Annotated in this window: 27 protein-coding genes and 1 pseudogene; 14 read left to right on the forward strand and 14 right to left on the reverse strand. The window is 67.0% G+C overall.

Annotated features, from left to right (window positions below; genetic code table 11):
- Positions 1-9 precede the first annotated feature (9 nt).
- Positions 10-183 carry a hypothetical protein gene (locus G6N43_RS14340; protein ID WP_163657900.1) on the reverse strand — a complete coding sequence of 58 codons (174 nt, stop codon included), beginning with the start codon at positions 181-183 and terminating at the stop codon, positions 10-12.
- A 153-nt stretch (positions 184-336) separates the two neighbouring features.
- On the opposite strand from G6N43_RS14340, the gene G6N43_RS14345 reads away from it, so the two are divergent.
- Together G6N43_RS14345 and G6N43_RS14350 are read left to right on the forward strand one after the other, a co-directional pair.
- Positions 337-1,617, forward strand: coding sequence for an acyl-CoA dehydrogenase family protein (locus tag G6N43_RS14345; RefSeq protein ID WP_083157667.1), 1,281 nt, complete (start codon positions 337-339; stop codon positions 1,615-1,617).
- Between the two features lie 39 nt (positions 1,618-1,656).
- Entirely contained in the window at positions 1,657-1,848 is a 192-nt protein-coding gene (locus G6N43_RS14350; RefSeq protein WP_083157666.1) for a hypothetical protein, read from the forward strand.
- On the opposite strand, the gene G6N43_RS14355 is transcribed toward G6N43_RS14350, so the two are convergent.
- On the reverse strand, positions 1,845-2,315 hold the full coding sequence (locus G6N43_RS14355) for a hypothetical protein (protein WP_083157678.1): 471 nt from the start codon (positions 2,313-2,315) through the stop codon (positions 1,845-1,847). The two genes, G6N43_RS14350 and G6N43_RS14355, sit on opposite strands and share 4 nt — an antisense overlap.
- Before the next feature lie 270 nt (positions 2,316-2,585).
- Here G6N43_RS14355 and G6N43_RS14360 point away from each other — a divergent pair, with 270 nt between their 5' ends.
- Positions 2,586-4,139: a hypothetical protein gene (locus G6N43_RS14360; RefSeq protein ID WP_263991886.1), complete on the forward strand. Its 1,554-nt coding sequence runs from the start codon at positions 2,586-2,588 to the stop codon at positions 4,137-4,139.
- A 3-nt stretch (positions 4,140-4,142) separates the two neighbouring features.
- On the opposite strand, the gene G6N43_RS14365 is transcribed toward G6N43_RS14360, so the two are convergent.
- From G6N43_RS14365 to G6N43_RS14385, 5 genes are all read right to left on the reverse strand, one after another.
- Positions 4,143-4,883 (reverse strand): SDR family NAD(P)-dependent oxidoreductase, encoded by a 741-nt coding sequence (locus tag G6N43_RS14365; RefSeq protein ID WP_083157677.1) that lies wholly within the window; start codon positions 4,881-4,883, stop codon positions 4,143-4,145.
- 100 nt (positions 4,884-4,983) lie between these two features.
- Complete coding sequence (locus G6N43_RS14370; RefSeq protein WP_083157664.1) at positions 4,984-6,588, reverse strand: dipeptide ABC transporter ATP-binding protein; 1,605 nt, start codon at positions 6,586-6,588, stop codon at positions 4,984-4,986.
- Positions 6,585-7,460 carry an ABC transporter permease gene (locus G6N43_RS14375; RefSeq protein ID WP_083157663.1) on the reverse strand — a complete coding sequence of 292 codons (876 nt, stop codon included), beginning with the start codon at positions 7,458-7,460 and terminating at the stop codon, positions 6,585-6,587. The genes G6N43_RS14370 and G6N43_RS14375 overlap by 4 nt, the downstream gene beginning before the upstream one ends.
- The gene (locus G6N43_RS14380) at positions 7,457-8,425 is read right to left on the reverse strand and encodes an ABC transporter permease (protein WP_083157662.1); all 969 of its coding nucleotides are present in this window, start codon (positions 8,423-8,425) and stop codon (positions 7,457-7,459) included. Before G6N43_RS14380 ends, G6N43_RS14375 begins: the two co-directional genes overlap by 4 nt.
- On the reverse strand, positions 8,422-9,945 hold the full coding sequence (locus G6N43_RS14385; protein ID WP_083157676.1) for an ABC transporter substrate-binding protein: 1,524 nt from the start codon (positions 9,943-9,945) through the stop codon (positions 8,422-8,424). The genes G6N43_RS14380 and G6N43_RS14385 overlap by 4 nt, the downstream gene beginning before the upstream one ends.
- Before the next feature lie 126 nt (positions 9,946-10,071).
- Here G6N43_RS14385 and G6N43_RS14390 point away from each other — a divergent pair, with 126 nt between their 5' ends.
- Complete coding sequence (locus G6N43_RS14390) at positions 10,072-10,611, forward strand: hypothetical protein (RefSeq protein WP_083157661.1); 540 nt, start codon at positions 10,072-10,074, stop codon at positions 10,609-10,611.
- Between the two features lie 43 nt (positions 10,612-10,654).
- Positions 10,655-11,740, forward strand: coding sequence for a glycoside hydrolase family 183 protein (locus G6N43_RS14395; RefSeq protein WP_083157675.1), 1,086 nt, complete (start codon positions 10,655-10,657; stop codon positions 11,738-11,740).
- On the opposite strand, the gene G6N43_RS14400 is transcribed toward G6N43_RS14395, so the two are convergent.
- A complete protein-coding gene (locus G6N43_RS14400; protein ID WP_083157660.1) occupies positions 11,737-12,498 on the reverse strand; it encodes a 3-oxoacyl-ACP reductase family protein in 762 nt (253 codons plus the stop codon). The genes G6N43_RS14395 and G6N43_RS14400 overlap by 4 nt on opposite strands.
- 75 nt (positions 12,499-12,573) lie before the next feature.
- Between G6N43_RS14400 and G6N43_RS30680 the strand changes: the two genes are divergently transcribed.
- From G6N43_RS30680 to G6N43_RS14420, 4 genes are all read left to right on the forward strand, one after another.
- Positions 12,574-13,179, forward strand: a complete 606-nt coding sequence (locus G6N43_RS30680; RefSeq protein ID WP_234810337.1) for a hypothetical protein — start codon at positions 12,574-12,576, stop codon at positions 13,177-13,179.
- A 92-nt stretch (positions 13,180-13,271) separates the two neighbouring features.
- Positions 13,272-14,300 (forward strand): NAD(P)H-dependent amine dehydrogenase family protein, encoded by a 1,029-nt coding sequence (locus G6N43_RS14410; RefSeq protein ID WP_234810339.1) that lies wholly within the window; start codon positions 13,272-13,274, stop codon positions 14,298-14,300.
- Between the two features lie 61 nt (positions 14,301-14,361).
- Complete coding sequence (locus tag G6N43_RS14415; RefSeq protein ID WP_083157658.1) at positions 14,362-16,095, forward strand: Hsp70 family protein; 1,734 nt, start codon at positions 14,362-14,364, stop codon at positions 16,093-16,095.
- Between the two features lie 28 nt (positions 16,096-16,123).
- The gene (locus tag G6N43_RS14420; protein ID WP_083157657.1) at positions 16,124-17,869 is read left to right on the forward strand and encodes an acyl-CoA dehydrogenase family protein; all 1,746 of its coding nucleotides are present in this window, start codon (positions 16,124-16,126) and stop codon (positions 17,867-17,869) included.
- Here G6N43_RS14420 and G6N43_RS14425 read toward each other — a convergent pair.
- Together G6N43_RS14425 and G6N43_RS14430 are read right to left on the reverse strand one after the other, a co-directional pair.
- Positions 17,866-18,165 carry a hypothetical protein gene (locus G6N43_RS14425; RefSeq protein ID WP_083157673.1) on the reverse strand — a complete coding sequence of 100 codons (300 nt, stop codon included), beginning with the start codon at positions 18,163-18,165 and terminating at the stop codon, positions 17,866-17,868. The genes G6N43_RS14420 and G6N43_RS14425 overlap by 4 nt on opposite strands.
- Positions 18,162-18,791 (reverse strand): DJ-1/PfpI family protein, encoded by a 630-nt coding sequence (locus G6N43_RS14430; protein WP_083157672.1) that lies wholly within the window; start codon positions 18,789-18,791, stop codon positions 18,162-18,164. The genes G6N43_RS14425 and G6N43_RS14430 overlap by 4 nt, the downstream gene beginning before the upstream one ends.
- Before the next feature lie 93 nt (positions 18,792-18,884).
- Here G6N43_RS14430 and G6N43_RS14435 point away from each other — a divergent pair, with 93 nt between their 5' ends.
- On the forward strand, positions 18,885-19,847 hold the full coding sequence (locus G6N43_RS14435) for a GlxA family transcriptional regulator (protein WP_083157671.1): 963 nt from the start codon (positions 18,885-18,887) through the stop codon (positions 19,845-19,847).
- On the opposite strand, the gene G6N43_RS14440 is transcribed toward G6N43_RS14435, so the two are convergent.
- Entirely contained in the window at positions 19,844-20,932 is a 1,089-nt protein-coding gene (locus tag G6N43_RS14440) for a class I SAM-dependent methyltransferase (protein WP_083157670.1), read from the reverse strand. The two genes, G6N43_RS14435 and G6N43_RS14440, sit on opposite strands and share 4 nt — an antisense overlap.
- A gap of 54 nt (positions 20,933-20,986) precedes the next feature.
- Positions 20,987-21,319 (reverse strand): annotated as a pseudogene (locus tag G6N43_RS14445) (short chain dehydrogenase); the annotation flags it as partial.
- A gap of 40 nt (positions 21,320-21,359) precedes the next feature.
- On the opposite strand from G6N43_RS14445, the gene G6N43_RS30685 reads away from it, so the two are divergent.
- From G6N43_RS30685 to G6N43_RS14455, 3 genes are read left to right on the forward strand one after another with little or no spacing between them, the layout of a single operon-like run.
- On the forward strand, positions 21,360-21,572 hold the full coding sequence (locus G6N43_RS30685) for a hypothetical protein (RefSeq protein WP_234810336.1): 213 nt from the start codon (positions 21,360-21,362) through the stop codon (positions 21,570-21,572).
- Between the two features lie 9 nt (positions 21,573-21,581).
- Positions 21,582-21,713, forward strand: a complete 132-nt coding sequence (locus G6N43_RS30880) for a hypothetical protein (RefSeq protein ID WP_263991884.1) — start codon at positions 21,582-21,584, stop codon at positions 21,711-21,713.
- A gap of 52 nt (positions 21,714-21,765) precedes the next feature.
- Entirely contained in the window at positions 21,766-22,500 is a 735-nt protein-coding gene (locus tag G6N43_RS14455; protein ID WP_083157656.1) for an SHOCT domain-containing protein, read from the forward strand.
- Here the strand turns inward: G6N43_RS14455 and G6N43_RS14460 are convergent.
- On the reverse strand, positions 22,497-23,126 hold the full coding sequence (locus G6N43_RS14460; RefSeq protein ID WP_083157655.1) for an MBL fold metallo-hydrolase: 630 nt from the start codon (positions 23,124-23,126) through the stop codon (positions 22,497-22,499). The two genes, G6N43_RS14455 and G6N43_RS14460, sit on opposite strands and share 4 nt — an antisense overlap.
- A complete protein-coding gene (locus G6N43_RS14465; protein ID WP_083157654.1) occupies positions 23,123-24,211 on the reverse strand; it encodes an S-(hydroxymethyl)mycothiol dehydrogenase in 1,089 nt (362 codons plus the stop codon). The genes G6N43_RS14460 and G6N43_RS14465 overlap by 4 nt, the downstream gene beginning before the upstream one ends.
- Positions 24,212-24,250: 39 nt before the next feature.
- Here G6N43_RS14465 and G6N43_RS14470 point away from each other — a divergent pair, with 39 nt between their 5' ends.
- The gene (locus G6N43_RS14470) at positions 24,251-25,021 is read left to right on the forward strand and encodes a dioxygenase family protein (protein WP_083157653.1); all 771 of its coding nucleotides are present in this window, start codon (positions 24,251-24,253) and stop codon (positions 25,019-25,021) included.
- Positions 25,022-25,024: the final 3 nt, after the last annotated feature.

Consider the following 25,024-nt stretch of genomic DNA (forward strand, 5'->3'; position numbering starts at 1 on the left):
CGAGAACAGCTAGAACCAGACCTTTCGGCCGCCGACGGGGCGTCCGACCGCGCCGAGGATCCACAGCACGATGCCGATGACGACGAGGATTCCGCCGATGGTGTAGAGGATCGAGAGGCTGGTGAAATAGCCGATTATCAACAGGATGATGCCGAGGATGATCATGGTCAGACTCCGTCTCATGTACCGATCGATAAACTAACGCCCGGTTGACTTGCCCATTCCGGCGGTTTCAAACCTTTTGGCCCCTCGTACCCGAGCCGATTCCGCGGGCGTAGCGTCGGTCAGGTGACACACTGACGTCGGCGGCATCCGACAGCAGCCGAGGAGGACTGCATGGCTTGGGATTTCAGCACCGAACCGGAGTTTCAGGAGAAGCTCGACTGGGTCAAGGAGTTCTGCGAGGAGAAGGTCGAGCCGCTCGACCACATCTTTCCTCACGCGGTGCGCGTCCCCGACCCCGCGGTGAAAGCCTATGTCCGCGAACTCCAGCAGGAGGTCAAGGACCAGGGCCTGTGGGCGATCTTCCTCGACCCCGAGCTCGGCGGCCCCGGCTACGGGCAGCTCAAGCTCGGTTTGCTCAACGAGGTCATCGGGCGCTACCCGGGTGCACCGCAGATGTTCGGCGCAGCGGCTCCCGACACCGGCAACATGGAGATGCTCGCCGCCTACGGCACCGAGGAACAGAAGGAGCGCTGGCTCAAGCCGCTGCTCAATCAGGACATCTTCTCGGCCTACTCGATGACCGAACCTCAGGGCGGCAGCGACCCGAGCCTGTTCAAGACAACGGCCGTGCAGTACGGCGACGAGTGGGTCATCAACGGCGAGAAGTGGTTCACCTCAGCGGGCCGCGTCGCCGACATCCTTTTCGTCATGTGCACGAACGGAATGTTCATCGTGCCGCGCGATACGCCGGGTGTGGAGATCATGCCCGAGCCCCGCAACCACAACCACATCATCTATCGCGATGTGCGGGTGCCGCTGGACCATCTTCTGGGCCCGCCGAACGGCGCAAAAGTCTTGGCGCAGCGTCGACTTGGCGGTGGTCGCATCCACCACGCGATGCGTACCGTCGCACAGTGCAACCTGGCGTTCGACATGATGTGCGAGCGTGCGCTCTCCCGTGAGTCGCACGGCAAGATCATCTCCGACCACCAGATGGTGCAGGAGAAGATCGCCGAGTCGTACGCGGCCATCAAGATGCTGCGCCTGTTCGTGCTCGAGACGGCGTGGAAGATCGACAACACGTCGACCCAGGACGCGCGCACCGAGATCGCCGCCGTGAAGTTCACGATGGCGAAGGTGCTGCGGGAGGTGTCGTTCAACGCCCTGCACATCCTCGGTTCGCTGGGCACCACCGATCTCACCCCGATTCAGGCGATGTACGCCACCGCGCCGACCATGGGCATCGCCGACGGCGTCGACGAGGTGCACATCGCCACCGTCGCGCGCCGCGTGCTGCGGGACTACCGACCGCACGAGGGGAACTTCCCGACCGAATTCCTGCCGTACAAACGCGAAGAAGCGCGCAAGAAGATGCAACCGGTGCTCGACGCCCGCCCGGAGTTGGCCGCCGCCGCCGAGGCGTACCAGAAGTATCTGCAACGCCGTCGCTGAAGCGCCGTCAGCCATCGTGGGCAGGCCTAGGGTGAGGACATGCGGATCGCCATCATCGTGCTGGGCCTTCTCGTCACCCTGTTCGGAATCATCTTCGCCCTGCAGGGTTTCGGGGTCCTCGTCAGCGACAGTCCGATGACCAACACCACCACGTGGTCCATCCTCGGGCCGATCATCGCTCTGGTCGGCATCGCTCTGACCGTCGGCGCGTGGCGCCGCCGTGGTCCCTAGCCTTTGCGGGCTGACTCGGTGAGCGGGCTGCCGTCGCCGGCCTGAAGAAGGCAGATCACCGTACTGGGCAGCGGGTTGTCCGCCGTCCGATCCTGGTTCGAGTCGATGAGATAGGTGACCGTGAATCCGTCGCCGCCCGGTCGTCCGGTGTAGTCGGCGACGCCCGCCGCGCACTGCCGGTCGGCGACGTCGGCGATGGCGGCGTTGACCTCCACCGGGGCGCGGAGGAACACCTCGCCGGCGTGCGGGCTGGTGCAGTCGACGACGCCGACCGAGACCTCGCCGAGGTCGATTCGGGGGAGGTCGACCAGGCAGTCCCCGACGTCGAGGTCGAACCAATTCTTGGTGTGTGGTTCCGCAGTGGCCGGTGTGGCGGAAGTGAAGGCCGGTTCTGGTGTGGTCGACGTTTCAGCTGTGGAGGACGGCGCCGTCGTCTGACCGCCGGAACCGCAGGCCACCAGGCACATCGCGGCGAGGACGGCCCACGCCGTCCGCACAATCCTGTTCCGCACGGTTCCGTGTGTAACACCCCGGTCGAACCAGCGATGAATCTTCTGAGACCGGAGCATGCGACAGCTTCTGTTTCCAGGCAAAGATTCGGGGGCCGATGGCATAAGCCCTGGCGGCAGTGGTGAACGCACTCAGCTCCCGATGACAGAAGGAGTCGATGAACGATGGGTGCACCCCTCGAGTTTTGCTTGAAGAGAGGCGTCGTTGCCGTCTTGGCATCGGGCGTCGTGATAACCCTGACAGCGCTGACCGGCGGAATCGCCCCGGCGCTGGCCCAACCCGGCCACGACGGCGGTGGGACGACCACCGTCGTCGCGCCTGCGCCCGAGGTGGCGGCCCCAGAAGAGGCGGCGCCGCAAGCTCCCGCACAGGTGCCGCAGGCGCCACAGCCTCAGGCCCCCGCACCACAGACCCAGGCCCCCGCGCCGGCCGAGGTCGAGACGGAGGTCGAGACGCAGGCGACCGTGCAGGCGCCCACGACCACGGTCGCTCCTCCGGTGACCACGGTCGTACCCGCCGAGCCCAGCGAGGAGGACGTGACGACGGCCTCGCAGGCCCCGATCACGACGGCCCCGGGCACGACGGCCGCACCGACCACGACGGCGACAACCGCGACCACGTCCGCGCCGACCACCACCGCAACCGGCGCTGCTGAAACGTCGGCGACGACCACCGCACCGTCGGCCGAACTGACTCCCGCCTCGGAAACCAGCGCGACCACATCCATGTCGGCACCGACCACCACTGCGACATCGACCAGCGAGTCGGCCACCGAGACGGCCAGCGGTGACGATTCCGAGACGCCGACGGTGTCCATCACGCAGGCGGCCAACATCGAGACGGTCCTGCCCAAGACGCTGGAGGCGCCGGAGGCCGACGTCGAACTCGCCAGCAAGGCAACGGTTGCCGACGAGAAGATTCCGGCTCCGGCACCCGAGCAGGACCTGGCGTCGTTCTCGCAGTCGATCGAGACCAGCCTCAAGATCCCCGGCCTCGATGTCGGCACCAGCGCGACGACGAACTTCTCGGTGAATCCGCCCGTCGAGTTGGTCAGCCCGGTCCGGCAGTGGAAGCCAGAGTGGGTCCAGTACGACGAGTACTACCGCCCGATCATCATCAACCCGTACCGCGACCCGGTGCGCATCGTCTACATGTACGACATGGCGCCGCGGATCATGGTGGTCCCGCCGCTGGGCCGGATGGTGTTCGAGGCGGCCCAGTACGCGGCGTACAGCTTCACCGCGGCGCTGCTGAGCCCGGTCATCGCGGCGGCCAACGTCGCGCAGGCCGTCAGCAACATCGCGGTCGGCAGCTTCTTCGGCGGTGGCTACTACCCGGGTGTCGGCATGCCGCCGCCTCCGCCTCCGCCGCCGGTGCTGCGCTACGACAACGTGCCCGTGCTGGTGAACTACTCCAACGCGCGGTACGAGCCGTTCCGGGTGCGCCAGATCGTCGACGTCGGCGATGACGCGCAGTTCGGCGAGCGCAAGGTGCTGCTCGACGGCGTCACCCCGGCGTGGGGTGTGTGGGCCGAAGGACCCGGTGGTGAGCGCACTTTCGAGGTGCACCGCACCCAGCAGTTCCCCGGTCTCGGCGCACCTGCCGAGGGCCCGCTGCCCGGCGACTACCGGCTGCGGCTGGCGTCCGACCAAGCCCCGACGGGCGGCCTGTCCGGCCGCGACATCTTCCTGATGGTGTCGGCCGGTGTCATCGGAACGCTGGGCTTCGGTGCGATCGGGCTGGCATTCTTCCTCGGACGCCGGCGCAACCAGGAGATCTGAGGCTCAGCCCGCGCCCTTGCCGTTGTCCACCCGGTAGACGGCGCCGTGGATTGCCGCGGCGTCGTCACTGGCAAGGAACGCAACGGATTTGGCGACGTCGACAGGATCCATGAATCCGCGGGGGGAGGCGATGCGGAGGATGAGATCCCAGTCGGCGTTGTCGGGCGCGGTGAACTCGGTGGCCTGCGGGGTCGGCATGCCGCCCGGGCAGATCGCGTTGACGCGGATCCTCTCCTTGGTGTACTCGACGGCCAGCGCGCGGGTGAGCCCGACCAGCCCGTGCTTGGCCGCGCAGTAGCCGGCGGAGTACACCTCGCCCTCCACGCCCGCGATGGACGCGACGTTGACGATGTTGCCCGCGGTCTCGAGCAGGTGGGGCAGCGCGGCCCGGCAGAGATAGAACGGGCCGTTGAGGTTCACCGCGAGATCGCGGTCCCATTCCTCGTCGGTCATCGTCGTGGTGTGGCGCATCTGGTGAAAGCCGGCGACGTTCACCAACACGTCGAGCCGGCCGAACGCGTGGACGCACTGCGCGACGGCGTCGCGGCACGCGGCCGACGTGGTGATGTCCACCGACGCGTACTTTCCGCCGGGCACCGACTCGAACACCGTTGCCATCCGGTCGGCGTCGCGGGCGATTCCGAAGACCGAGGCGCCTCGTTCCGCGAAGACCTGGGCCACGACTGCGCCCAGTCCGGATGATGCGCCGGTGACCAATGCGACCTTGCCGTTGAGCTGACTCATGGCCATGACCCTCTCATGGCCGGGTCTGTCCTTTTGCGGCCTATGGCCGAGATTGCACACAGGGTCGTTACAGCCCTGGTGTCAATCTCGCCGATAGGACTCAGATCGAAACCCGGGGACGTCGCGGCGGCACTGCCGCCAGCAGTGCCCGCGTGTACTCGTCCTGCGGCGCGGCGAACAGCTCAGCGGCCGGCCGGTACTCCACCGCGGCGCCGTCACGCATCACCAGCACGTCGTGGCTTACCCGCTGAACAACGGCGAGGTCGTGGGCGATGAACAGGTAGGTCGGCCCCATGTCGCGTTGCAGTGACGCGAGGAGGTCGAGTATGCGGGCCTGGACCGAAACATCCAGCGACGCAGTGGCTTCGTCGAGGATGAGCAGATCGGGTTCGCCCGCCAGCGCTCGCGCGATGCTGACCCGCTGGCGCTCGCCGCCCGACAGTTCGTGCGGATAGCGCGACGCGAACGACGTTGGCAGGCCGACGAGTTCGAGCAACTCGTCGACGCGCCTTCGGCGCTCCTGCTTGCCCTTCACGACGCGGTGTACGCGCAGCGGCTCGTCGATCGCCGCGCCCACCCGGGCGCGTGGGTTGAGGGTGGAGAACGGGTCCTGAAACACCAGGCTGATTCGCCTGCGCAGCGCCCTCTCGGCCGACCCGCGCACCCCGAACACGTCCGACGCCCCCAATGTCGCGGTACCGGCGCCGGGTTTGACCAGGCCCGTGAGCGCGGCGGCGACGGTCGACTTCCCCGAACCCGATTCGCCGACCAGGCCGAGTGTCGTGCCCTTCCGGATCTGGAACGACAGGTCCTTCACCGCGTGGACGACGGTCTTGCCGACCGGTGTGCTGACGTCGAACCGCACATCGAGGCCGCAGACATCCAGCAGTGTCTCGGCATCCGAGGGTGGCGGCGGGGGACCGCTGCCACCCACGAGCGGGCGGGCCTCCAACAATTCGCGGGTGTACGCGTGCTGCGGACGATCGAAGATATCCAGGATGGGCGCCTGCTCCAACGCCTGGCCGTCCCGCAACACCGTGACGTCGTCGGCGATCTGACCGATCACGCCGAGGTCGTGGCTGATCCACACCACCGCTGTGCCGAAGTCGCGCTGCAGATCTCGGACCAGCTCGATGATCTGAGCCTGCGTCGTCACGTCCAGTGCGGTGGTCGGTTCGTCGGCCACCAACAGCTCCGGGTCACATGCCATCGCGATCGCGATCATCACGCGCTGCTTCTGCCCGCCCGACAGTTGATGCGGGTACGCATGCAAGCGCGTCTCCGGGTCGGGTAGCCCCACCGCCTCCAACAGCTCGAGTGCGCGGCCGTGCGCCTGGCGACGTGTCATACGACGGTGTGTCTCAAGGGATTCGGTGATCTGCCGGTCGAGGGTCAGCAGCGGGTTGAGCGACGTGCCGGGATCCTGGAACACGAAGCCGATCCGGCCGCCGTGCACGCTGCGCAGCAGTCGGGGAGAGGCGCTGACGAGTTGAATGTCGCCGGCGAGGGTGCTGGTGCCGTCGACCGTCGCACCGGGAGCGTCGAGCAGCCCGGTGGCCGCCAGCACGGTCATGGACTTGCCGGAGCCCGATTCGCCGACGATGCCGAGCGTCTTCTCGCGCTCGACGTCGAACGAGATACCGCGCACGATTTCGCGCCTGCCGATGCGGACCCGTAGATCGCGGACGCTGAGCACCGGGGTCATTGTTTCCTCCGCGCCTCGATCATCGTGCGCTGCTTGGGATCCAGTACGTCGCGCAGCCCGTCGCCCAGTAGGTTGAACGCCAGCACCGCGACGAAGATCGCCGCGCCGGGGAACACCGCCATCCACCACGCTAGCGTCACGAAGCCCTGTGAATCGAAGATCATCCGGCCCAGCGAGGGTTGCGGCGGCTGGATGCCCAGCCCCAGGAACGACAGCGCCGCCTCGGACAGGATCGCGAACGCCAGCGACAGCGAGGTCTGAACCACCAACGGGCCGGCCACATTCGGCAGGATGTGCTTGCCGAGGATGTACAGATGTCCGGTGCCCATCGTGCGTGACACCGAGACGAACGGCTCCACGCGCACACTCAACGTGCTCGCCCTGGCCACGCGCGCGAAGATCGGGGTGTACACGATGCCGATCGCCAGGATCGTCGTCGTCACGCCAGGGCCGAGGATCGCCACCACCGCCAGCGCGAGCAGCAGCACCGGAAACGCGAACATCACATCGACGATGCGCATGACGACGGTGTCCAGCCATCCGCCGTGGTACCCCGCGATGACCCCGACCGTCACGCCGACGACGACGGCGAAGACGACGCTCACGACGGCGACCCGCATCGACGCCTGGATCGCGACGAGTATTCGGGAGAAGACGTCGCGACCCAACTCGTCGGTGCCGAACCAATGTGTGCCACTCGGGGGCTGCAGCGCGTCGGGCACATCGACGTCGTTGACTCCATAGGGCGCAATCCAATCGGCTGCCACCGCGATGACGGCGATCGCGAGGAGCACGCTACCGCTGACCAGCGTGACCGGATTGCCCAGCAGCAGGCGCCACGACGACACCCTGGCGTCGGTATCGACGGTCATGAGAGCCGGATCCTCGGGTCGACGACCGCGTACAGCGCGTCCACGATCAGGTTGATGAGCAGGAACAGTGTGGCGATCAGCAACACCGCACCTTGGATGACCGGATAGTCGCGTGCCGCAACGGCGTTGTAGACGAGGCGGCCGAGGCCGGGCCATGCGAACACGACCTCGACGACGATGACGCCGCCGAGGATCGTCGCGAGCTGAATGCCGGTGATGGTCAGCACCGGGATCAACGCGTTGCGCACGGTGTGCCGGAACGTGACTACCCGCGGCGCCAACCCCTTCGACCGGGCGGTGCGCACGTATCCCATCGAGGCGACCTCCAGCACCGCGGACCGCACATAGCGCGTCATGATCGCCCCCGCGACGAGTCCCACCGTCAACGCGGGCAATACGATGTGGCGCAGCCAGCCGCCCGGATTGTTCAGCAGCGGTTGGTATCCCGACGTCGGCAGCCAGCCCAGCGTCGTCGCGAACAGCGCGATGAGCAGGATGCCCATCCAGAAGTCCGGCACCGATACCCCGAACTGGCTGGCGACCCGGACGATGGCGTCGCTGACGCGTCCCTCGTGCAGCGCTGACCAGATGCCTGCGGGCAGCGCGATCGCCAACGCGATGACGATGCCGACCACCGCCAACGACACCGTGGCGGGCAGCCGTTCGAGCAGGATGACCGTCACCGGATCACCGTTGCGGAAGCTGACGCCGAGATCGCCCGTCAACGCCGAGCCGAGGTAGCCGAAGAACTGCTCCACGATCGGCTTGTCGAGTCCGCTGGCCGACCGCAGCGCGTCGTACGCCTGCGGCGTGTAGCGCGTTCCCAGTGCGATGCGTACCGGATCGCCCGGCACCAGATGCACGAGGGCGAACACGACGATGAGCACTCCGATCAGCACGACGGCGGAGTAGACGAGCCTGCGCGCGAGGAAACGCGCGATCGGATGAGTCAGCAAGCGGGTCATCGTGTTTCACCTCGGGCGAGGCTGGCGGTGCGGAAGCGGATCGCGCCGTCGCGACGAGACTCAAAGCCGGACAGCCCGGTGCTCCAGCCCTGGATCACCGACGGGTTGTAGAGGTAGATGTAGCTGACCTCGTCGGCGATCAGCGTAGTGGCACGGCGGTAAAGGTCTTCGCGCGCTTGGCGATTCGTCTCCACGCGCCCAGTGTCGAGCAGCCGGTCCACCTCGGGATCGGAGAACTTCTGCGCATTGCTGGTGCCGTCGGTGTGGTGTTGTGCGTAGTAGAAGTCGTCGGGGTCGATGTTGCCGAGCCAGCCCATCATCAACATGTCGAAGTTGCCGGTGTTCTGTTCGTCGAGCCAGGTGGCGAAGTCGACGGTGCGGATATTCACCGTGAAGCCCAGCGGCGCCAGGTTGTCGGCGATGACCTGCGCGGCCGTCACGGTCTCGGGGTACTCGCTGGTGACCAGCATGTCGAGATCGGTGCCGCTCACTCCTGCCTCGTCCAGCAGCGCCTCCGCCTTGTCGATGTCGTAGCGGTAGCGGTGGTAGTCGGTGTACCAGGGATTGCCCTCGGGGATCGCGAGCTGGTTGGTCGCGGCGGTGCCGTAACTGGTGGCCGCCACGATCGAGTCGCGGTCGATGCCGTACGCGATCGCCTGACGGACCCGCACGTCGTTCCACGGCTTGCGGGCCTCGTTGAGCGCCAGATACCAGTAGTCGTTGCTCGCGGTGACCGCGAGGTTCATCGAGTCGTCGTCGCGCAGCTGCGCCACGCGCTGCGGCGGAATCGAGTCGGTCCAGTCGATCTCGCCGGCCTGCAGTGCCGACAGCGCCGTCGTCGGCTCGGAGATGAACCGGAAGGTGACGCCCGAAACCTTGGGTGCGCCACCCCAATACGACGGGTTCGCCGTGAGGGTGATGGAGTCGCCGCTCTTCTGGCCGCTGAACGCGAACGGTCCTGTGCCGACCGGATGCGTCGCGATCTGACCGCTTTCGACGTTGCGGCGCGACACGATCGCCATGCCCTTGAAGCCGCCTATGTTCGTCAGCAGATTCGGGGTCGGCTGCTTGAGCCGGATGACGACGGTCTCGGCATTGGGGGCGCTGACATCGATGACGGCGCTGAACTTGTCGGAGTTGGTCAGCTGCTCGTCGATGATGCGGCGGTACGAGTACACGACGTCGTCCGCGCTGAACGGGCTGCCGTCGTGAAAAGTGACGCCTGGTCGCAGGTGGAACGTCCAGGTGAGCTGATCGGGGCTGACCTCCCACGACTCGGCCAAAGCCGGGCGCATCTCGAGGTTGCCGTCGGGTTCGACCAGCGTGTCGAAGACGTTCTCGAGCACTTCGAACGAGAAGTACGCGCTGGTCTTGTGCGGGTCCAGCTGGTCGGGCTCGCCGGCGATCGCGGCGATCAGATTGTCGGAGGATTCGCCGAGGTCCACTCGCTGGCCCGTTGAGCAGGCCGTAACGCCGGACCAGAGGACGACGACAGCGATCACCGCCGCCAGTCGTCTCATCGCCATCACCCCGAACGCATCTACCCGCTGGCTGCGGTGCTTGAAACGCCGAGCGACGTCGAAACGGGTTACGGAGGCCCCTGCGCACTGGAATACTCGACGAGGTCCTTGTGAAGGAGGCGCATCGTGAGGTTGATCCGAGGGCTTGCCACCGCCCTCATCGGTATGGCCGCCGTCGTCGGCCTCGCGGTTCCGGCCCACGCGCAAGGCAACGTCAAGGCCCCGGGTGTGCCGGAGGGCTACTACAACGTCAACATCGACGGCCAGGCGTCCGCGGTGTGGGAGATCTTCCCGATCTGCGTTCCAACGGTCGGGGATCTGCGCGAACCGCTGTTGCTCCCGATCGCGTGCCGGCTGAAGGTCACGCCGGATACCGGCGAAGGCGGCGCCGAAGCCGTGATGGTCATGAATCAGTGGCAGTTCGGCTACAAGAACCCCGCCGGACGTACCTGCCCCGACGGCAGCAAGGCGCCGCAGGAGACCGTCTACCGATTCGACCCGTATTCGTGGGTCGGCACCATGAAGGTGCTCCACGGCGGCGAGTGCGGCGACCAGCCCGGCATGGTCGTCGCGCCGTTGACCATGTCTTTCAAAGGCCCGCTGCCGTACCCGGTCACTCAGTACCCGCTGATCTGCGAGCCGGGCGGCCTGCGCCGCTGCTTCTGACTTGTCCGACGAGTCCTCGGTCGGCAGGGCAGCGGGCCGCGGTCTGCGTCCACGCCCGCGAGTACCGCTGCGTGACGGCAAGGTCGTCGACCTCACCGGTCCCGGGCTGACCGAACGCTGGGGCGTCACCTGCACCGACCTCGGGGCTTCCGTGGTGGCGCCCGACGGAAAGCTGGTGTCGGTATTCGGCGACACGTTCTCCGGTCACAAGGTCGGCCAGGGCGATTGGCGGTCACCGGTGGTGTTGATCGGCACCGGGGACGCCGACCACGAGATCGTCTACGAACGGGCCGGCGGCGCGGACCCCGACTACGCGCGCCAGCTCTGGCATTACGTCCACGACGACGCGTCGACCGGCTGGACCCGCGGCGGCATTAGCACCGTGATCCCGTCGGATCTGTTGCGTGTCGGCGACGCGATCTATCTGCACGCCATCGTCAACCGCGGGTTCGGCAACGTCATCTGGACGGAGATATGGCGGTCCGACGACAGCGGGGTGTCCTGGACGCACCTGGGGGCCGACGCCAAGTTTCCCGCCGACCTGCACGGCGGGCATGCCCAGTGCTGGTCATGGGACTTCGATCCCGACGACGGTTGGGTTTATGTGGTGGCCACGGGATTTCAGCGTGACAAGGGCATCATCCTGATGCGGGTGCGTCCGGAGCACATCGGGCACCGATCGCGCTATGCGAGTTGGGGATTCGTCGACGGACGCTGGCGGTGGGGCAGCACTGCGACACCCATCACGCCCGCGGGTGAGCGGTGGGGTGAGCTGACGTTTCGCCGGATGGCACAAGGCAAGTGGATCCTGGGCGGTTTCCTGGCGTCGAAGTATGCGCTGGGCTACCGGGTCGTCGAATCGCCCGTCGCCAACATGCACACGACGCCGCTGCAGACTCCGGTGCTCGGGTCCGCATGGCACGCCGAGAACCACGGGAAGAATCAGGTCGCGCAGCTCTACGGCGGCTACGTGTTGCCCGGGTCGCGGTTCGACGGCCGCGGCGGCGTCGGGCTCGTGGTGTCGCAGTGGCGCACCGATCACGGGTGGCCTTATCGGGCAATGCAATTCAAGGCCGCACTGCGGGACACCACGAGGGCGCGCGAGCCGGAGGACCCGATCAACCTCTAGACAGTGAACCCGCCGTCGACGTTCCAGTGCGCACCCGTGATGTATCCGGTGTCGGGGCCGGCCAGATAGGCGACCACGCCCGCTACGTCGCTCGGCTTACCGTAGCGTCCGCCGGCCATCACTTGCTTTAACGATTCGGCGAATTCGCCCTTATCCGGGTTCATGTCTGTGTTGATGGGGCCGGGCTGCACGTTGTTCACCGTGATGCCTCGCGGTCCGAGGTCGCGGGCGAGGCCGCGGGTCAACCCCGCGACGGCCGCCTTCGTCATCGCGTACACCGCGAGCCCCGGGCCGGGAACCTGTTCCGCGTTGATGCTGCCGATGTTGATGATGCGACCGCCCTCACCGAGATGCGCCAGCGCAGCCTGGATGGCGACGAACACGCCGCGGATGTTGATCGCCACGATCCTGTCGAAGTCTTCGGCCGGCAGCGTGGCCACGTCGCCCAATACCGCGATGCCCGCGTTGTTGACGAGGATGTCGAGCCCGCCGAGATGGGCGACGGTCTCCTTGACCGAGCGCGTCACCTGTTCGGGGTCGCCGCTGTCGGCCTGAATCGCCACGACGGTCGCGCCGTTGGCGGCCACGTCCGCGGCGAGTTTCTCGGCCTCAGCCTTTGACGCGCCGTAGGTGAACGCGACGGCCGCACCGTCAGCGGCCAGCTTCCGTACGATCTCGGCGCCGATTCCGCGCGACGCTCCGGTGACCAATGCTCGTCGACCGGCCAGCGGCCCGCCGTTGCTAACCGCTGATGTCATGCTCGGGATAATGCCGTAGCGGCCGCTTTCATTCCCGCTTGGTGGTTGTCGTACCCGGCGGGCAGGCTCTCGCGCATGGATAGTGCCGACAAATCGGCGTCATCGATTGATGACGCGGCGGGGTCGGAGGGTGCCTGGGGTGGGGTTGGTCCGAAGCCGTGGTGGTTTGACGATCCGGAGATCTTGGCTGCGCGTCGGCAGGTGCTCGAGGAGTTCGGGGGCGAGCCGGACGGATCGGTGGTGTGTGCTGTGCCCGGGGGCGAGCCGGACGGATCGGTGGTGTGCGATGTGCCCGAGGGGGATAGTGCCGACAAATCGGCGTCATCGATTGATGACGCGGCGGGGTCGGAGGGTGCCTGGGGTGGGGTTGGTCCGAAGCCGTGGTGGTTTGACGATCCGGAGATCTTGGCTGTGCGTCGGCAGGTGCTCGAGGAGTTCGGGGGCGAGCCGGACGACAGGCCCGAGTGCACCGACCCCGATCCCATCCTGAACGACGTGCTGTCCGGCGCGAGCGTGCGAGAACTCGGCCAGGCCCGCGACGACTTGGCCTGCGCGAAGGCGCGCTACGACGAGGCAATTAGATCAGCGCGCAAACTCGGGCTCTCCTGGGGCGAAATCGGGGCCGCGCTGGGTGTACCGAGACAACTCCTGCACCGCCGCTTTGCCCGACGCCTAGTGTGAGGACGAGGTGGGGGCCGATCGAAAGGTTGCGCGTGACTGTTGACTCTCAGAAGAAGCGGATCGTCATCTACGGCACCGGCTTCGTCGGCAAGATGGTGATTCCCGAGGTCGTCAAACACCCGCTGTTCGAACTGGTCGGCGTCGGAGTGAGCAACCCCGACAAGGTGGGCCGCGACGTCGGTGAGATCTGCAGTATGGGCACGACGGTGGGCGTGACCGCCACCGACGACATCGACGAACTGATCGCGCTCAAACCCGACGCCCTGGTGCACTACGGGCCGACCGCCGCGCATGCTGAGGAAAACATCGGCCTGATCACGCGTTTCCTGCGCGCCGGGATCGACGTCTGCTCGACGGCCATGACGCCGTGGGTGTGGCCGACGATGCACCTCAACCCGCCGAACTGGATCGAACCCATCACCGAGGCCTGTGAGCTGGGCGAGTCGTCGTGCTTCACCACCGGCATCGACCCCGGCTTCGCCAACGACGTGTTCCCCATGACGCTGATGGGCCTGTGCTCGGAGGTCCGCACGGTGCGCGCATCCGAGCTGCTCGACTACACCAACTACACCGGCGACTACGAGCGCGAGATGGGCATCGGAAGGCCACCCGAAAAGAAGGCCATGCTCGAAACCCCCGATATCCTCGTATTCGCCTGGGGCGGAACGGTTCCCATGATCGCCCATGCGGCGGGCATCATGCTCGACGAGATCACCACGACGTACGACAAGTGGGTGACACCCAACGAGCGAAAGTCGGCCAAGGGCATCATCCCGGCGGGCCACGTCGCCGCCGTCCGGTTCACCATCAACGGCGTCTACAAGGGCGAGACACGCATCCAGCTCGAGCACGTCAACCGGATCGGTGACGACGCCGCACCCGAATGGCCGACCGGCAACCAGAACGACGTCTACCGCGTCGACATCGAGGGCACGCCGAGCATCTTCCAGGAGACCGCCTTCAGATTCACCGACGGTTCGGGGCGTGACGCGGCCGCCGCGGGCTGCCTGTCCACCGGCCTGCGGGCGCTCAACGCCGTGCCCGCGGTCAACGATCTGTCGCCGGGCTGGGTCACCCCACTGGATCTACCACTGATTCCAGGGGCTGGGACGATTCGCTGAGTAACGCGAACGCCGTCCGATCAGATGTATCTCCGATAGCGTTTGATCGAGACGGGAAGTGATGGCTGACGGGGTAGGGCTCTCGGTAGGGGCCTCCAACCTGGCCGCGGTGGTCGTCGGCCGCGCGGCCCTCCTTCGCAGCGCTGTGCTCACCCGTTTTCCCCACCGGCCGCCCGAGGTCGGGGTGCCGAGCGAGAACCCCAACCTCAACGAGCGCGGGCTGATCCTCACCGACTTCGTCGACCGCGTCGGCGACCCGGTCGGCATCGTCGCAGCCGACGGCTCTACACACCGCGCCGATCAGATACTCGCCGATGCGCTGCACGCGCTGCTCGTCGCGCTGCTGGCGGGCAAGCCGGCGGCCGGGCCGATCGCCGTCACCCACCCCGCGCACTGGCGCCAGGCCGCCGTCGAGAGCCTGCGCACCGCGCTCGCCGAGGTGCCGGAGTTCCAGCGCGCACCGGTCGTCTCGGATGCGACGGCCGCGCTGACGGCGCTGCAGGACGATCCCGGCCTGCCGACGCGGGGCGTCATCGCCCTGTGCGACTTCGGCGGCACCGGTACCAGCATCACGCTGGTCGACGCCGACGCCGGTTACGCGCCGCTGGCGCCGACCGTCCGCCACGGTGATTTCTGCGGCGACCTCGTCGACCAGGCACTGCTCACCCGCGTGCTCGACGACCTGTCAGCCGCGGGGGCCATCGACCTGTCGGGCACGTCGGCGATCGGATCGCTGACGCATCTGCGGGTGCAGTGCCGCGGCGCAAAGGAGCGGCTGTCCACGGCGAGCGTCACCTCGCTGATGGTCGACGTGCCCGGGCATCGCAGTGAGGTGCGGCTGACCCGCACTGAACTCGACGACGCCATACGGCAACCCGTCGCCGACTTCGCGGGTGTGCTGCAAGAAGCGTTGGAGCGCAACGGTGTTCGCGAGCTGGCCGCCGTCGCGTCGGTGGGTGGTGGTGCGCGGATCCCGCTGATCACGACGACGTTGTCGGAGCGTTTCCGGACTCCGGTCATCACGACCGCCCATCCCGAGTTGGCCGCGGCGGTCGGTGGTGGCATCGCGGCTGTGCGCGGGACGGTCGAGGAGGGCCAGACCTCGATGGCTGCGGCCGCTCCCGCGGTGGCTGCGGCCGAAGCGACGTTGATGGCGCCGGAGGTGGTGCCGCCAGACGAGATGGCACCACCGTCGGGGACGTTCGGCGCGTTGGCCTGGTCGGACGCCACCGATCTGCCCGAGGTGGCCCCGACCGATCCGTACGACTATGACCCGCCCGCCGCTGCGACCGGCGATGTCCGGCCGCAGATCGAGTTCCAGCGCGACGGCGAGGAACCCGTGGCCGCGCCGGTGCCGTGGTACCGCCGACCCGCGGTGGCGCTGGCGGCGGCCGTGATCTTGCTGCTTCTCGCGCTGGCTGCCGCGGTGCTGTACGCCACGCGCTCCGACGAGGAGTCGCCCGCTCCGGCGACGACCACGGCCCATACGCCGCCTCCGACCACCAGCGAGGCGTCTCCGCCGCCGCAGGAAACGCAGGCCCCGCCGCCGGAGACCGTCACCCAGGAGGCGCCGCCACCCCCGGCGACCGAGACCGTCACGGCGCCGCCGCCTGAGCCGCCGCCGACGACCACGGAACCGCCTCCGCCCACCACCACGGAGCCGCCCCCGACGACCACGCAGCCCCCACCGGCGACGACGCAACCGCCGCCGGTCATCCCGACGCTGCCTTACGAGACCATTCCCGGGCTCCCGTTCGTCCCGAACCCGATCCAGCCTCCGCAACCGGCCCCGTAGCGCCGACGGCGGCCATACGCTGACCGCCATGACGCAGACCGACGGCTTGCTGTTCGACCCCAGGACCTACGACCCACCCCAGTTCGACGCCGAAACGCGGCGGTTGTTGCGCGCCACGATCGACTGGTTCGAAGGTCAGGGCAAGAAACGCCTCCTCGACGACGACCTGGCGGCGGTGTGGCCCGGCGACTTCGTCGACTTCGTCAAGCGCGAGAAGCTGTTTGCGACGTTCCTGACGCCCTCGGAGTTCGCGGGCGGAAACCCGGACAAACGCTGGGACGCCGCACGCAACGCCGCGCTGTCGGAGATCCTCGGCTTCTACGGACTGACGTACTGGTACACCGAGCAGGTCACCATCCTCGGGTTAGGTCCGATCTGGCAGAGCGAGAACAAGGACGCCAAGCTGCGGGCCGCCGACGACCTGGAGAACGGCGAAGTGATGGCGTTCGGGCTGTCCGAACGCTCCCGCGGTGCCGACGTCTACAACACCGACATGATCCTGACTCCCGCGAGCGAGGAGGACCGCGCCAACGGCATCCTGTACCGGGCGACGGGGGAGAAGTACTACATCGGCAACGGCAACGTCGCCAGCATGGTGTCGGTGTTCGGCCGGCGCGGGGACGTCGAGGGGCAGGACGGCTACGTCTGGTTAGTCGCCGACAGCCGGCACGACGACTACCACCTGATCGACAACGTCGTGCACATGCAGATCTACGTCAGCACCTTCCGGCTGGAGAACTATCCGGTGCGGGAGGAAGACATTCTGCACACCGGCGTGGAAGCCTTTGCGGCGGCGCTGAATACGGTCAACGTCGGCAAATTCAACCTGTGCTCCTGCTCGATCGGCATGGCCGAGCACGCGTTCTACGAGGCGATCACACACGCGCAGAACCGCATCCTGTACGGCAGCCCCGTCACCGACTTCACCCACGTACGAACCAATTTCGTCGACGCGTATTCACGCCTGATCGCGATGAAACTGTTCAGCCAGCGCTCGGTCGACTACTTCAGGTCTGCCAGCCTCGAGGACCGGCGCTATCTGCTGTTCAACCCGATGACCAAGGCCAAGGTCACGATGGAGGGCGAGACGGTGCTGCGGTCGTTGCACGACGTGATCGCCGCCAAGGGGTACGAGAAGAACACGATGTTCCGCGAGGTCGCGCAGCTCATCGGCACCCTGCCGCGACTGGAGGGCACGGTCCATGTGAACGTCGGCCTGGTGCTGAAGTTCATGCCGAACTACATGCTCAATCCCAAGGAATATCCGCCGATTCCGATGCGAAACGACGCCGCGGACGACACGTTCTTCTGGAACCAGGGTCCGACCCGTGGCGCGGGCAAGGTGCAGTTCGCCGACTGGACGCCGATCTACGAGGAGCATGCCGGCATCCCGAATGTCGCGGTGTTCTACGACCAGGCCAAGGCGTTCCGCGAATTCCTGCTGGCCGCCGCACCCGACGTCGAGCAGCAGAAGGACCTCGACTTCCTGTTGACCGTGGGGCACCTGTTCTCGTTGATCGTGTACGGCCAACTGATTCTCGAGCAGGCGGCGCTGACCGGGCTGGACTCCGACATGCTGGACCAGATCTTCGACTTCCAGATCCGCGACTTCAACACGTATGCCGTTGCGCTGCAGGGTAAGCCGACCGCGACGACGGCGCAGCAGGACTGGGCGCTGAGCGCGATCCGCAAGCCGGTGCCCGACCACGCCCGGTTCCATCGGATCTGGGAGCGGGTCAAGGCCTACGACGGCGCCTACGAGATGGCGCCCTAGCGGCGGCGCTCACCCGTCACCGCAGACCGTGGCAGGCGGCCGGCGCGGGAGTGCCCGGCGAGCCGGTCGCCGTCGGCCACCACATCGAAGTCGAGGTTCAGCCGCATCGGCTTGGTCACCGATTGACGCCACGTAACCCGTTTCCCGTCAACGATGATGTCGCGCAGCGGTACCGTCTCACCTTTCCCGGTCGCCGTGCCCGCGAGGGTGCCGTCGTGCTCGGTGAACGAATACACGATGGCCAGCGAGCCGATCGGCGTTTTGATCGTGACGTCCCAGTCTCCGACGATCGTCATCGCGTCCACACCGTGCCGCGTCGTTCGTAGGCGAACAGGTCCTCGACCGCGAGAGCGACCTGTGCTCCGTAGGTGCGGTCGAGCAGGTGCAGCCCAAGGTCCAGTCCGGAGGTGACCGCTGCCGACGTCACGAGATCGCCGTCGTCGACTACGCGTGCGTGCACGGCGATCGCGCCGGTGGCCTCGAGCAGATCCATGCCGAGGTGGTGTGTGACGGCGGGGCGGCCATCCAGCAGACCGGCCATCGCCAGCGCGAGGCCGCCGCCGCACACGGTGGCGACGGTGACGGCGGGGTTGTCCATCGCCTTGCGTAGCAAGGGGATCGCGGCCGATTCGGCGAACCGCGCAAGCAGCACCGGGATGGTGTCGACCTCGTCGGGATCTCCCTCGATCGGGCCCGATGCGCCCGGCACGACGATGAAACCGGGCCTCGCCGGGTCGAGTTCCGCGCTGGCGCGCAACACCATTTCCAGAGTTCCGCTCACAACTTCGCGGGGTCCCTCAGCCGATACGAACTCGATCTGCAGGTCACCCCCGGCCGCATCGCTGCCGGCGGCGAGCACCTCGAACGGGGCGATGGCGTCGAGCGGATCGAATCCGTCGAACAACACAATCTGGGCATACACACGGTCATCGTCTCGGGGATGCGACGCGCCAGCCAGTGGCAAGATCGCCATATATCGCTGAAATATTGCCACAAGGTGGGGTACGGTCTCGGCATGCACGTCATCGCCGTCCTCGCGCTTCCCGACTCCATCGCATTCGACCTGGCCACCCCCATCGAGGCGTTCGGCCGGGTCGAATTGCCCTCTGGTGCAACGGGATACCGCGTCATTGTGTGCGGGGTCCAACCGGAGGTGTCCGCGGGCCCGATCCGCATCGCCACGGACCACGGTCTGGAGGCCCTCGTCGAGGCGGACACCGTCGTCATTCCCGGCGTCAACGACGTGTCGGCGGACGCACCCGATGAGGTGCTGACCGCGCTGCGGGCCGCCCATGCCCGCGGGACGCGCATCGCATCGATCTGCACCGGCGCGTTCACGTTCGCCGCCACCGGATTGCTGAATGGCAAGCGTGCGACGACACACTGGATCGCCACCGACCTGTTCCGTGCCCGCTATCCCGCCGTCGACCTCGACCCCGACGTGCTCTACGTCGACGAGGGCCAGGTCCTCACGTCGGCGGGCGCATCCGCCGGATTGGATCTGTGCCTGCACATGATCGCCCGCGATTACGGCGCCGCGGTGGCCGCCGACGCGTCCCGACTGGCCGTCGCACCACTGCACCGCAGCGGGGGACAGGCCCAGTTCATCCTGCGAAATCAGGCTGCTGTCAAGCACATTGCCGAACGCACCGAGTTGGACGACGTCCTCGCCTGGATCGAACAGGAGGCGCACCGGGATCTGACGTTGCACGACATCGCGGCGCGTGCCTCGGTGAGCGTGCGAACGTTGAACCGGCGCTTCCAAGCCGAGACGGGACAGACTCCGATGCAATGGCTGACCGGAGTGCGGGTCCGGCATGCGCAGCAGCTGTTGGAGGGCACCGCCTATGGCGTCGAACGCATCGGCCGCGAAGTCGGTTTCACCTCACCGGCAAACTTTCGCGAACAGTTCCGGCGGCTTACCGGAGTCGCACCGCTGAACTACCGCAACACATTTCGTGAGCGGATGGCGGGTTAGCGGTTCCTGCGTCGCTTGATCAATACCAGATGCGCAAGCGGAATCTGCATCTGCTCGGGCGCGGCCGCCAGCCGCTCGGCGACACCTTTCTCGAGGCGATCGAGGAACTGTGTGGTGCGGGTGTCGCCGATACCTTCGTCGAGTGCGCCCGCCAGAGTCGGGAACACCGACGCGCGTAAGAAGGACCCCCATTGGGCGCCGAAAACCTTTTCATCGCGGTCGACTTTGTACTGCGACCAGAACCTGTCCTCGGCGTTGAACACCTCGAGATGGTCGATCTCGAGTTGTTCGAAACGGCCCGACGGTGCGAACGGCGTGAAGAAGTCCGAGGCTTTGCGTCCGACCACCGGGATGCACATCCGGTGGATCTCCTCTTCGGTGACGAGCCCTGCTCCCTTCAGCTCGTCGAGCGCGTCGAGCAGGGCGGCGAACAACGGACGGTAGCCGAATTCGCCGTCGTCGTCGACCGCCATCGTCATCACCACCAGGCGGCCACCCGGACACAGTTCCCTGCCGCGGAAGGCGATGAACTCGTGCCAGTCGTGCGCGGCCTGTTTCGCGTACTTGGCCCGCGCCGTCTCGTCACCGCTGTAGGCGACCTGGATGTGGTCGGGTATCGGGGCAGGCACCCGGCTCAACCACTGAATGGCCCACGAACTCCAGCCCAGGTTCACACTGCTCGACGGCAGGATCTGCTGGTAGAACGAGCGTCCGACAGCCGAGGCGAAGGATGCCGGATCCTTGGCCAGGTAGCTGTCCGGATCCTCCGCCAGGGTCTGGAACATCGCTGTGAAGTCGTTCTCCGGCACGTCGGTGTGCGCCACGTAGATCGAATGATCGTGGCGGGTTCGCTTGCGCAGCACGGTGATTGCCGCGCAGATGGGCAGCAGCGAGTTGTGGGCGGTTGCTGCGCCGTAATCGGCGATGACGATCGGATTAGGTGGAGTCGGAAGCGGAACGACGGCGGCCGCCTCTTCGAAGATCGCCAGCGCGCGGGTCAACCCCGCGGCCTGGAGTCGGGAGCTGGCGGTGTAGTACCCGCTGTCGGGGGGTTCAGGACGCACGACGATGCTTGACTCCGGCATCGCGACCTCCAAGAACGTGGGGTGACCAGCTGTCACCTACGACGGTAACCCTCCCTATGCCGGATAGTTTACCGAGGTCAGCTGCTCGGAGATCTCCCAGAGCCGGCGTCCGTCGGCCTCGTCGCTAGCGCGCGCGAGGATCTTCGCGTCGGTGACGCCGCCGCCTGCCAACTCGAGGAATCCGCGCGGTCCGTAGAACGCACCGCCCTGTGCGTCGGGAGCCGTCGCGCCGTACAGGGCGGGCAGGATGCCCTCGTCGATCTCCTGCCACATGAACTGCGTGACTTGCCGGCTGATCCGGTAGAAGCGCTCGAGCAGCGTGGGGTTGTCCTGGTCGTGCGAGGGTCCGCTCAGCTGCAGATTCGTCTTGCACAGACCGGGATACGCCAGCGAGATTCGGGTGGCGACGGTCATCGCGGATTCCGTGGTGACGCGCCCGTTGCTCGGTGAGCTATTGGGGTCGATGGCTTCGGTGCTGGAGCGCAACATCTCGCATGACTTCGCCCGCGATTTCAAGGCCAGGGCGATGCAGCGGGTCGGTGCCCTGGCCGAACTCGTGGGCCGGCATCTGCCGTGGCTGCCTGCCGAGTTCACCGCCTTCTTCGCCGAAGGGACGATGCTGCTCGTTGCCGGTGGCTAGCCGTTCTCGGTGCCCACCGAACCCGTGCGGGCCGCGATCGCGGCGATCGGCATGCCCGATCCGGGGCAGCGATTCGCCGACGGACTGCATGTCGGTTTGCGGACGTGGTTGATCGGCGCCGCGGCACAGACGCCGGCGTAACAAACGCAAGGTCTGGCCTACTTTTTGGCGCTTGGCATGACAGACTGCGGCCATGAGGCGCGCGCCGCGGATCGCGATCGTGGTTTCCATCCTCACCCTGGTCGCGTCGATCATCGGCTTCATCGCCGTGCTCATCCTCAACGCGTTCGTGCTCGACGAGTACGACGCCTACGGTGAGGTGCCGATCCCCGGCTCGGCCAGCCTCGAGCTGCCCGCGGGCGAGACGACCATCAGCCTCCACACCGCGACCACCGGCACACCGACGAGTGGATTTCCGATCCCGGAGCTGAGTTTCAGCATCACCCCGACCGCGGGGCTCCCGGCCCCGACGGTCACGGAGAGTATCGGCGGGACGACGTCGGTCAACAGCGATGTGCACGTACGGATCTGGAGGGTGCAGATAGCGCAGGCAGGCACCTACGACGTCAAGGTCGACGGCGCCGTGCACGGGTACATCTCGCCGAGGCTGGCGTTCGGGCGCGACAGCTCGCACGGCTGGTTGGTGTGGTTGTTCGGGGGCCTGTTCGTGCTCGGCCTGCTGGGTTTGTTCGCCGCGATCACGTGGTCGGTGCGGGCGAGCAAGAAGGCGCGCCTGCTGCGCCCGGATGAGCTTGTGACGACAGAACCGTCGCTCTCGAGTGCCGCGCCCGATCCCTCCGCCAGTTACACGCCGTCCGATCAGGGTGTTCGGCTGGAGCAGATCAGACAGCTGGCAGCCCTGCGCGACTCCGGGGCGCTGACCGATGAGGAGTACAACGCCGAGAAGCGCCGCATCCTCGACCGTTAATGGCCTCTCTTGACCCAGTCGTCGTAATGGACGATCTCGTCGCCGATCGTGGTGCTGTCGCCGTGCCCGGTGTAGACGACGGTGTCGCCGGGCAGCTTTCCGAGGCGTTCGGAGATCGAGGCCAGGATGGTGGGGAAGTCGGAGTAGGACCGACCGGTCGCGCCCGGGCCGCCCTGGAACAGGGTGTCGCCGCTGAAGACCGCGTTGAGTTCCGGTGCGTGCCAACACACCGACCCGGGCGAATGCCCCGGGGTGTGCAGGGCGTGCAGTTCAATACCGCCGACTTGCAGCGTCTCGCCGTCGTCGACGGTCCGGAACTCCTTGTCGGGGTGCGTCATCCGCCACAGCACGTCGTCGGCCGGATGGAGCAGCACGGGGGCGTCGAGCGCCTGCGACAGTTCGGGCGCGACGGTGATGTGGTCGTTGTGCCCGTGGGTGCACACCACGGCGACTACGTTGCGGCCGCCGACGGCCATGACGATCGGCCCGGCGTCGTGGGCGGCGTCGAAGACGACCACATCGTTCTCGTCGCCGACGATCCAGATGTTGTTGTCGACTTCCCAACTGCCGCCGTCGAGTTCGAAGGTGCCGTGGGTGACGACACGCTGAATCGGGCCGCCGTTCACTTCCACACCACCACGGACCGCAGCACCTCACCCGCATGCATCTTGTGGAACGCGTCCTCGATGTCGTTCAGGCCGATGCGCTCGGAGACGAACTTGTCCAGCGGCAGCCGCCCCTGTAGGTACAGGCTGATCAGGGTGGGGAAGTCGCGCTCCGGCAGGCAGTCGCCGTACCACGAGGACTTCAGCGCGCCGCCGCGGGAGAAGAAGTCGACCAGCGGCATCTCCAGCGTCATGTCCGGCGTCGGAACACCCACCAGGACAACGGTTCCCGCCAGATCGCGGGCATAGAAGGCCTGCTTCCAGGTCTCCGGCCGTCCGACCGCATCGATCACCACGTCGGCGCCGTTTCCGTCGGTCAGGTCCTGAATGGTCTCCACCGGGTCGAGTTCGCGGGCGTTGATCGTGTGCGTCGCACCGAAACCGCGCGCCCAGTCCAGCTTCTTGTTGTCGGTGTCCACCGCGATGATCCGCTTGGCGCCGACCAGCGCCGAGCCCGCGATCGCGGCGTCACCCACTCCGCCGCAACCGATCACCGCGACGGTGTCGTCGCGGTTGACCGCGCCGGTGTTGATCGCCGCACCGATGCCTGCCATCACGCCGCACCCGAGCAGTCCGGCCACCGCGGGATCGGCCGCGGGATCGACCTTCGTGCACTGCCCCTCGTGCACCAGCGTCTTGTCGACGAACGCGCCGATGCCCAGCGCGGGGGTGAGTTCGGTGCCGTCGGTCAGCGTCATCTTCTGGTCGGCGTTGAACGTGTTGAAACACAGATGCGGGCGGCCGCGTTTGCAGGCCCGGCACTCGCCGCAGACCGCGCGCCAGTTGAGGATCACAAAATCGCCGGGTTCCACGTGCGTGACACCGTCACCGACCGACTCGACGATGCCTGCGGCCTCATGGCCCAGCAGGAACGGGAACTCGTCGTTGATCCCACCCTCGCGGTAGGTCAGGTCCGTATGACAGACACCGCACGCCTGGATGTCGACGACCACCTCGCCCGGCCCTGGATTGGGGATGACGACATCCACCACCTCGACCGGCTCACCCTTCTTCCGCGAAATCACACCGCGCACTGTCTGACTCATGGGTCAGAACCTTAGCCGTGATAGTGGGACGCTGTAAGCATGACACCGGTGCTGTACCTCAGCCACGGCGCGCCACCGCTCGTCGACGACGAGCTCTGGGTGTCGCAGCTCGCCGCGTGGGCCGCCCGCATTCCGACACCGAAGGCGATCCTCGTCGTCTCCGCGCACTGGGAGGCCGCGCCCCTGACGATCGGCTCGACAACGACCGAAACCCCGCTGACCTACGACTTCTGGGGCTTCCCGGAGCACTACTACGACGTCACCTACGACGCCCCCGGCGCGCCGGAACTCGCCGCGACCATCGAAGGTCTGATGCCCGACGGCGAACACGTCGCACACGACCCGGACCGCAGGCTCGACCACGGCGCCTATGTGCCGCTGACCGTCATGTATCCGGAAGCCGTCATCCCGGTGCTGCAGATCTCGCTGCCCACGCTCGATCCGCAACGGCTGCTGGACCTCGGCGAGCGGGTCCGACCGCTGCGCGACGACGGGGTCCTCGTCATCGGCTCCGGGTTCACCACCCACGGCCTGCCCTTCCTCGACGACTGGTCGCCGGGCGCCGTCCCGCCGACGTGGTCGGTGGAGTTCGACGCCTGGGCCGCCGAGCGGTTGGCCGCCGGAGACGTCGACGCGCTGATCGACTTCCGCCACAAGGCGCCCGGGATGCCGTACGCGCATCCGACGATCGAGCACTTCGCGCCGCTGTTCGTCGCGCTCGGCGCTTCGGGCGACCCCGAGCAGGCGCCGCGCCAGGTCATCGACGGCTTCTGGATGGGCCTGGCGAAACGGTCGATCGAGCTGGTGTGATGG

Source organism: Mycolicibacterium moriokaense (genome assembly GCF_010726085.1).
In the GTDB taxonomy this organism is placed as follows: domain Bacteria; phylum Actinomycetota; class Actinomycetes; order Mycobacteriales; family Mycobacteriaceae; genus Mycobacterium; species Mycobacterium moriokaense.

What these genes read in the sequence shown, in the direction of transcription:
- G6N43_RS14365 (WP_083157677.1), bottom strand. Translation starts at nt 4,883, where the DNA reads ATGAGTCAGCTCAACGGCAAGGTCGCATTGGTCACCGGCGCATCATCC.
- G6N43_RS14370 (WP_083157664.1), bottom strand. Translation starts at nt 6,588, where the DNA reads ATGACCCCGGTGCTCAGCGTCCGCGATCTACGGGTCCGCATCGGCAGG.
- G6N43_RS14470 (WP_083157653.1), top strand. Translation starts at nt 24,251, where the DNA reads ATGACACCGGTGCTGTACCTCAGCCACGGCGCGCCACCGCTCGTCGAC.
- G6N43_RS30680 (WP_234810337.1), top strand. Translation starts at nt 12,574, where the DNA reads ATGGATAGTGCCGACAAATCGGCGTCATCGATTGATGACGCGGCGGGG.
- G6N43_RS14455 (WP_083157656.1), top strand. Translation starts at nt 21,766, where the DNA reads ATGAGGCGCGCGCCGCGGATCGCGATCGTGGTTTCCATCCTCACCCTG.
- G6N43_RS14350 (WP_083157666.1), top strand. Translation starts at nt 1,657, where the DNA reads ATGCGGATCGCCATCATCGTGCTGGGCCTTCTCGTCACCCTGTTCGGA.
- G6N43_RS14415 (WP_083157658.1), top strand. Translation starts at nt 14,362, where the DNA reads ATGGCTGACGGGGTAGGGCTCTCGGTAGGGGCCTCCAACCTGGCCGCG.
- G6N43_RS14385 (WP_083157676.1), bottom strand. Translation starts at nt 9,945, where the DNA reads ATGAGACGACTGGCGGCGGTGATCGCTGTCGTCGTCCTCTGGTCCGGC.
- G6N43_RS14420 (WP_083157657.1), top strand. Translation starts at nt 16,124, where the DNA reads ATGACGCAGACCGACGGCTTGCTGTTCGACCCCAGGACCTACGACCCA.
- G6N43_RS14435 (WP_083157671.1), top strand. Translation starts at nt 18,885, where the DNA reads ATGCACGTCATCGCCGTCCTCGCGCTTCCCGACTCCATCGCATTCGAC.
- G6N43_RS14400 (WP_083157660.1), bottom strand. Translation starts at nt 12,498, where the DNA reads ATGACATCAGCGGTTAGCAACGGCGGGCCGCTGGCCGGTCGACGAGCA.
- G6N43_RS14355 (WP_083157678.1), bottom strand. Translation starts at nt 2,315, where the DNA reads ATGTGCCTGGTGGCCTGCGGTTCCGGCGGTCAGACGACGGCGCCGTCC.
- G6N43_RS14375 (WP_083157663.1), bottom strand. Translation starts at nt 7,460, where the DNA reads ATGACCGTCGATACCGACGCCAGGGTGTCGTCGTGGCGCCTGCTGCTG.
- G6N43_RS14410 (WP_234810339.1), top strand. Translation starts at nt 13,272, where the DNA reads ATGGTGATTCCCGAGGTCGTCAAACACCCGCTGTTCGAACTGGTCGGC.
- G6N43_RS14440 (WP_083157670.1), bottom strand. Translation starts at nt 20,932, where the DNA reads ATGCCGGAGTCAAGCATCGTCGTGCGTCCTGAACCCCCCGACAGCGGG.
- G6N43_RS14425 (WP_083157673.1), bottom strand. Translation starts at nt 18,165, where the DNA reads ATGACGATCGTCGGAGACTGGGACGTCACGATCAAAACGCCGATCGGC.
- G6N43_RS14380 (WP_083157662.1), bottom strand. Translation starts at nt 8,425, where the DNA reads ATGACCCGCTTGCTGACTCATCCGATCGCGCGTTTCCTCGCGCGCAGG.
- G6N43_RS14345 (WP_083157667.1), top strand. Translation starts at nt 337, where the DNA reads ATGGCTTGGGATTTCAGCACCGAACCGGAGTTTCAGGAGAAGCTCGAC.
- G6N43_RS14340 (WP_163657900.1), bottom strand. Translation starts at nt 183, where the DNA reads ATGAGACGGAGTCTGACCATGATCATCCTCGGCATCATCCTGTTGATA.
- G6N43_RS14465 (WP_083157654.1), bottom strand. Translation starts at nt 24,211, where the DNA reads ATGAGTCAGACAGTGCGCGGTGTGATTTCGCGGAAGAAGGGTGAGCCG.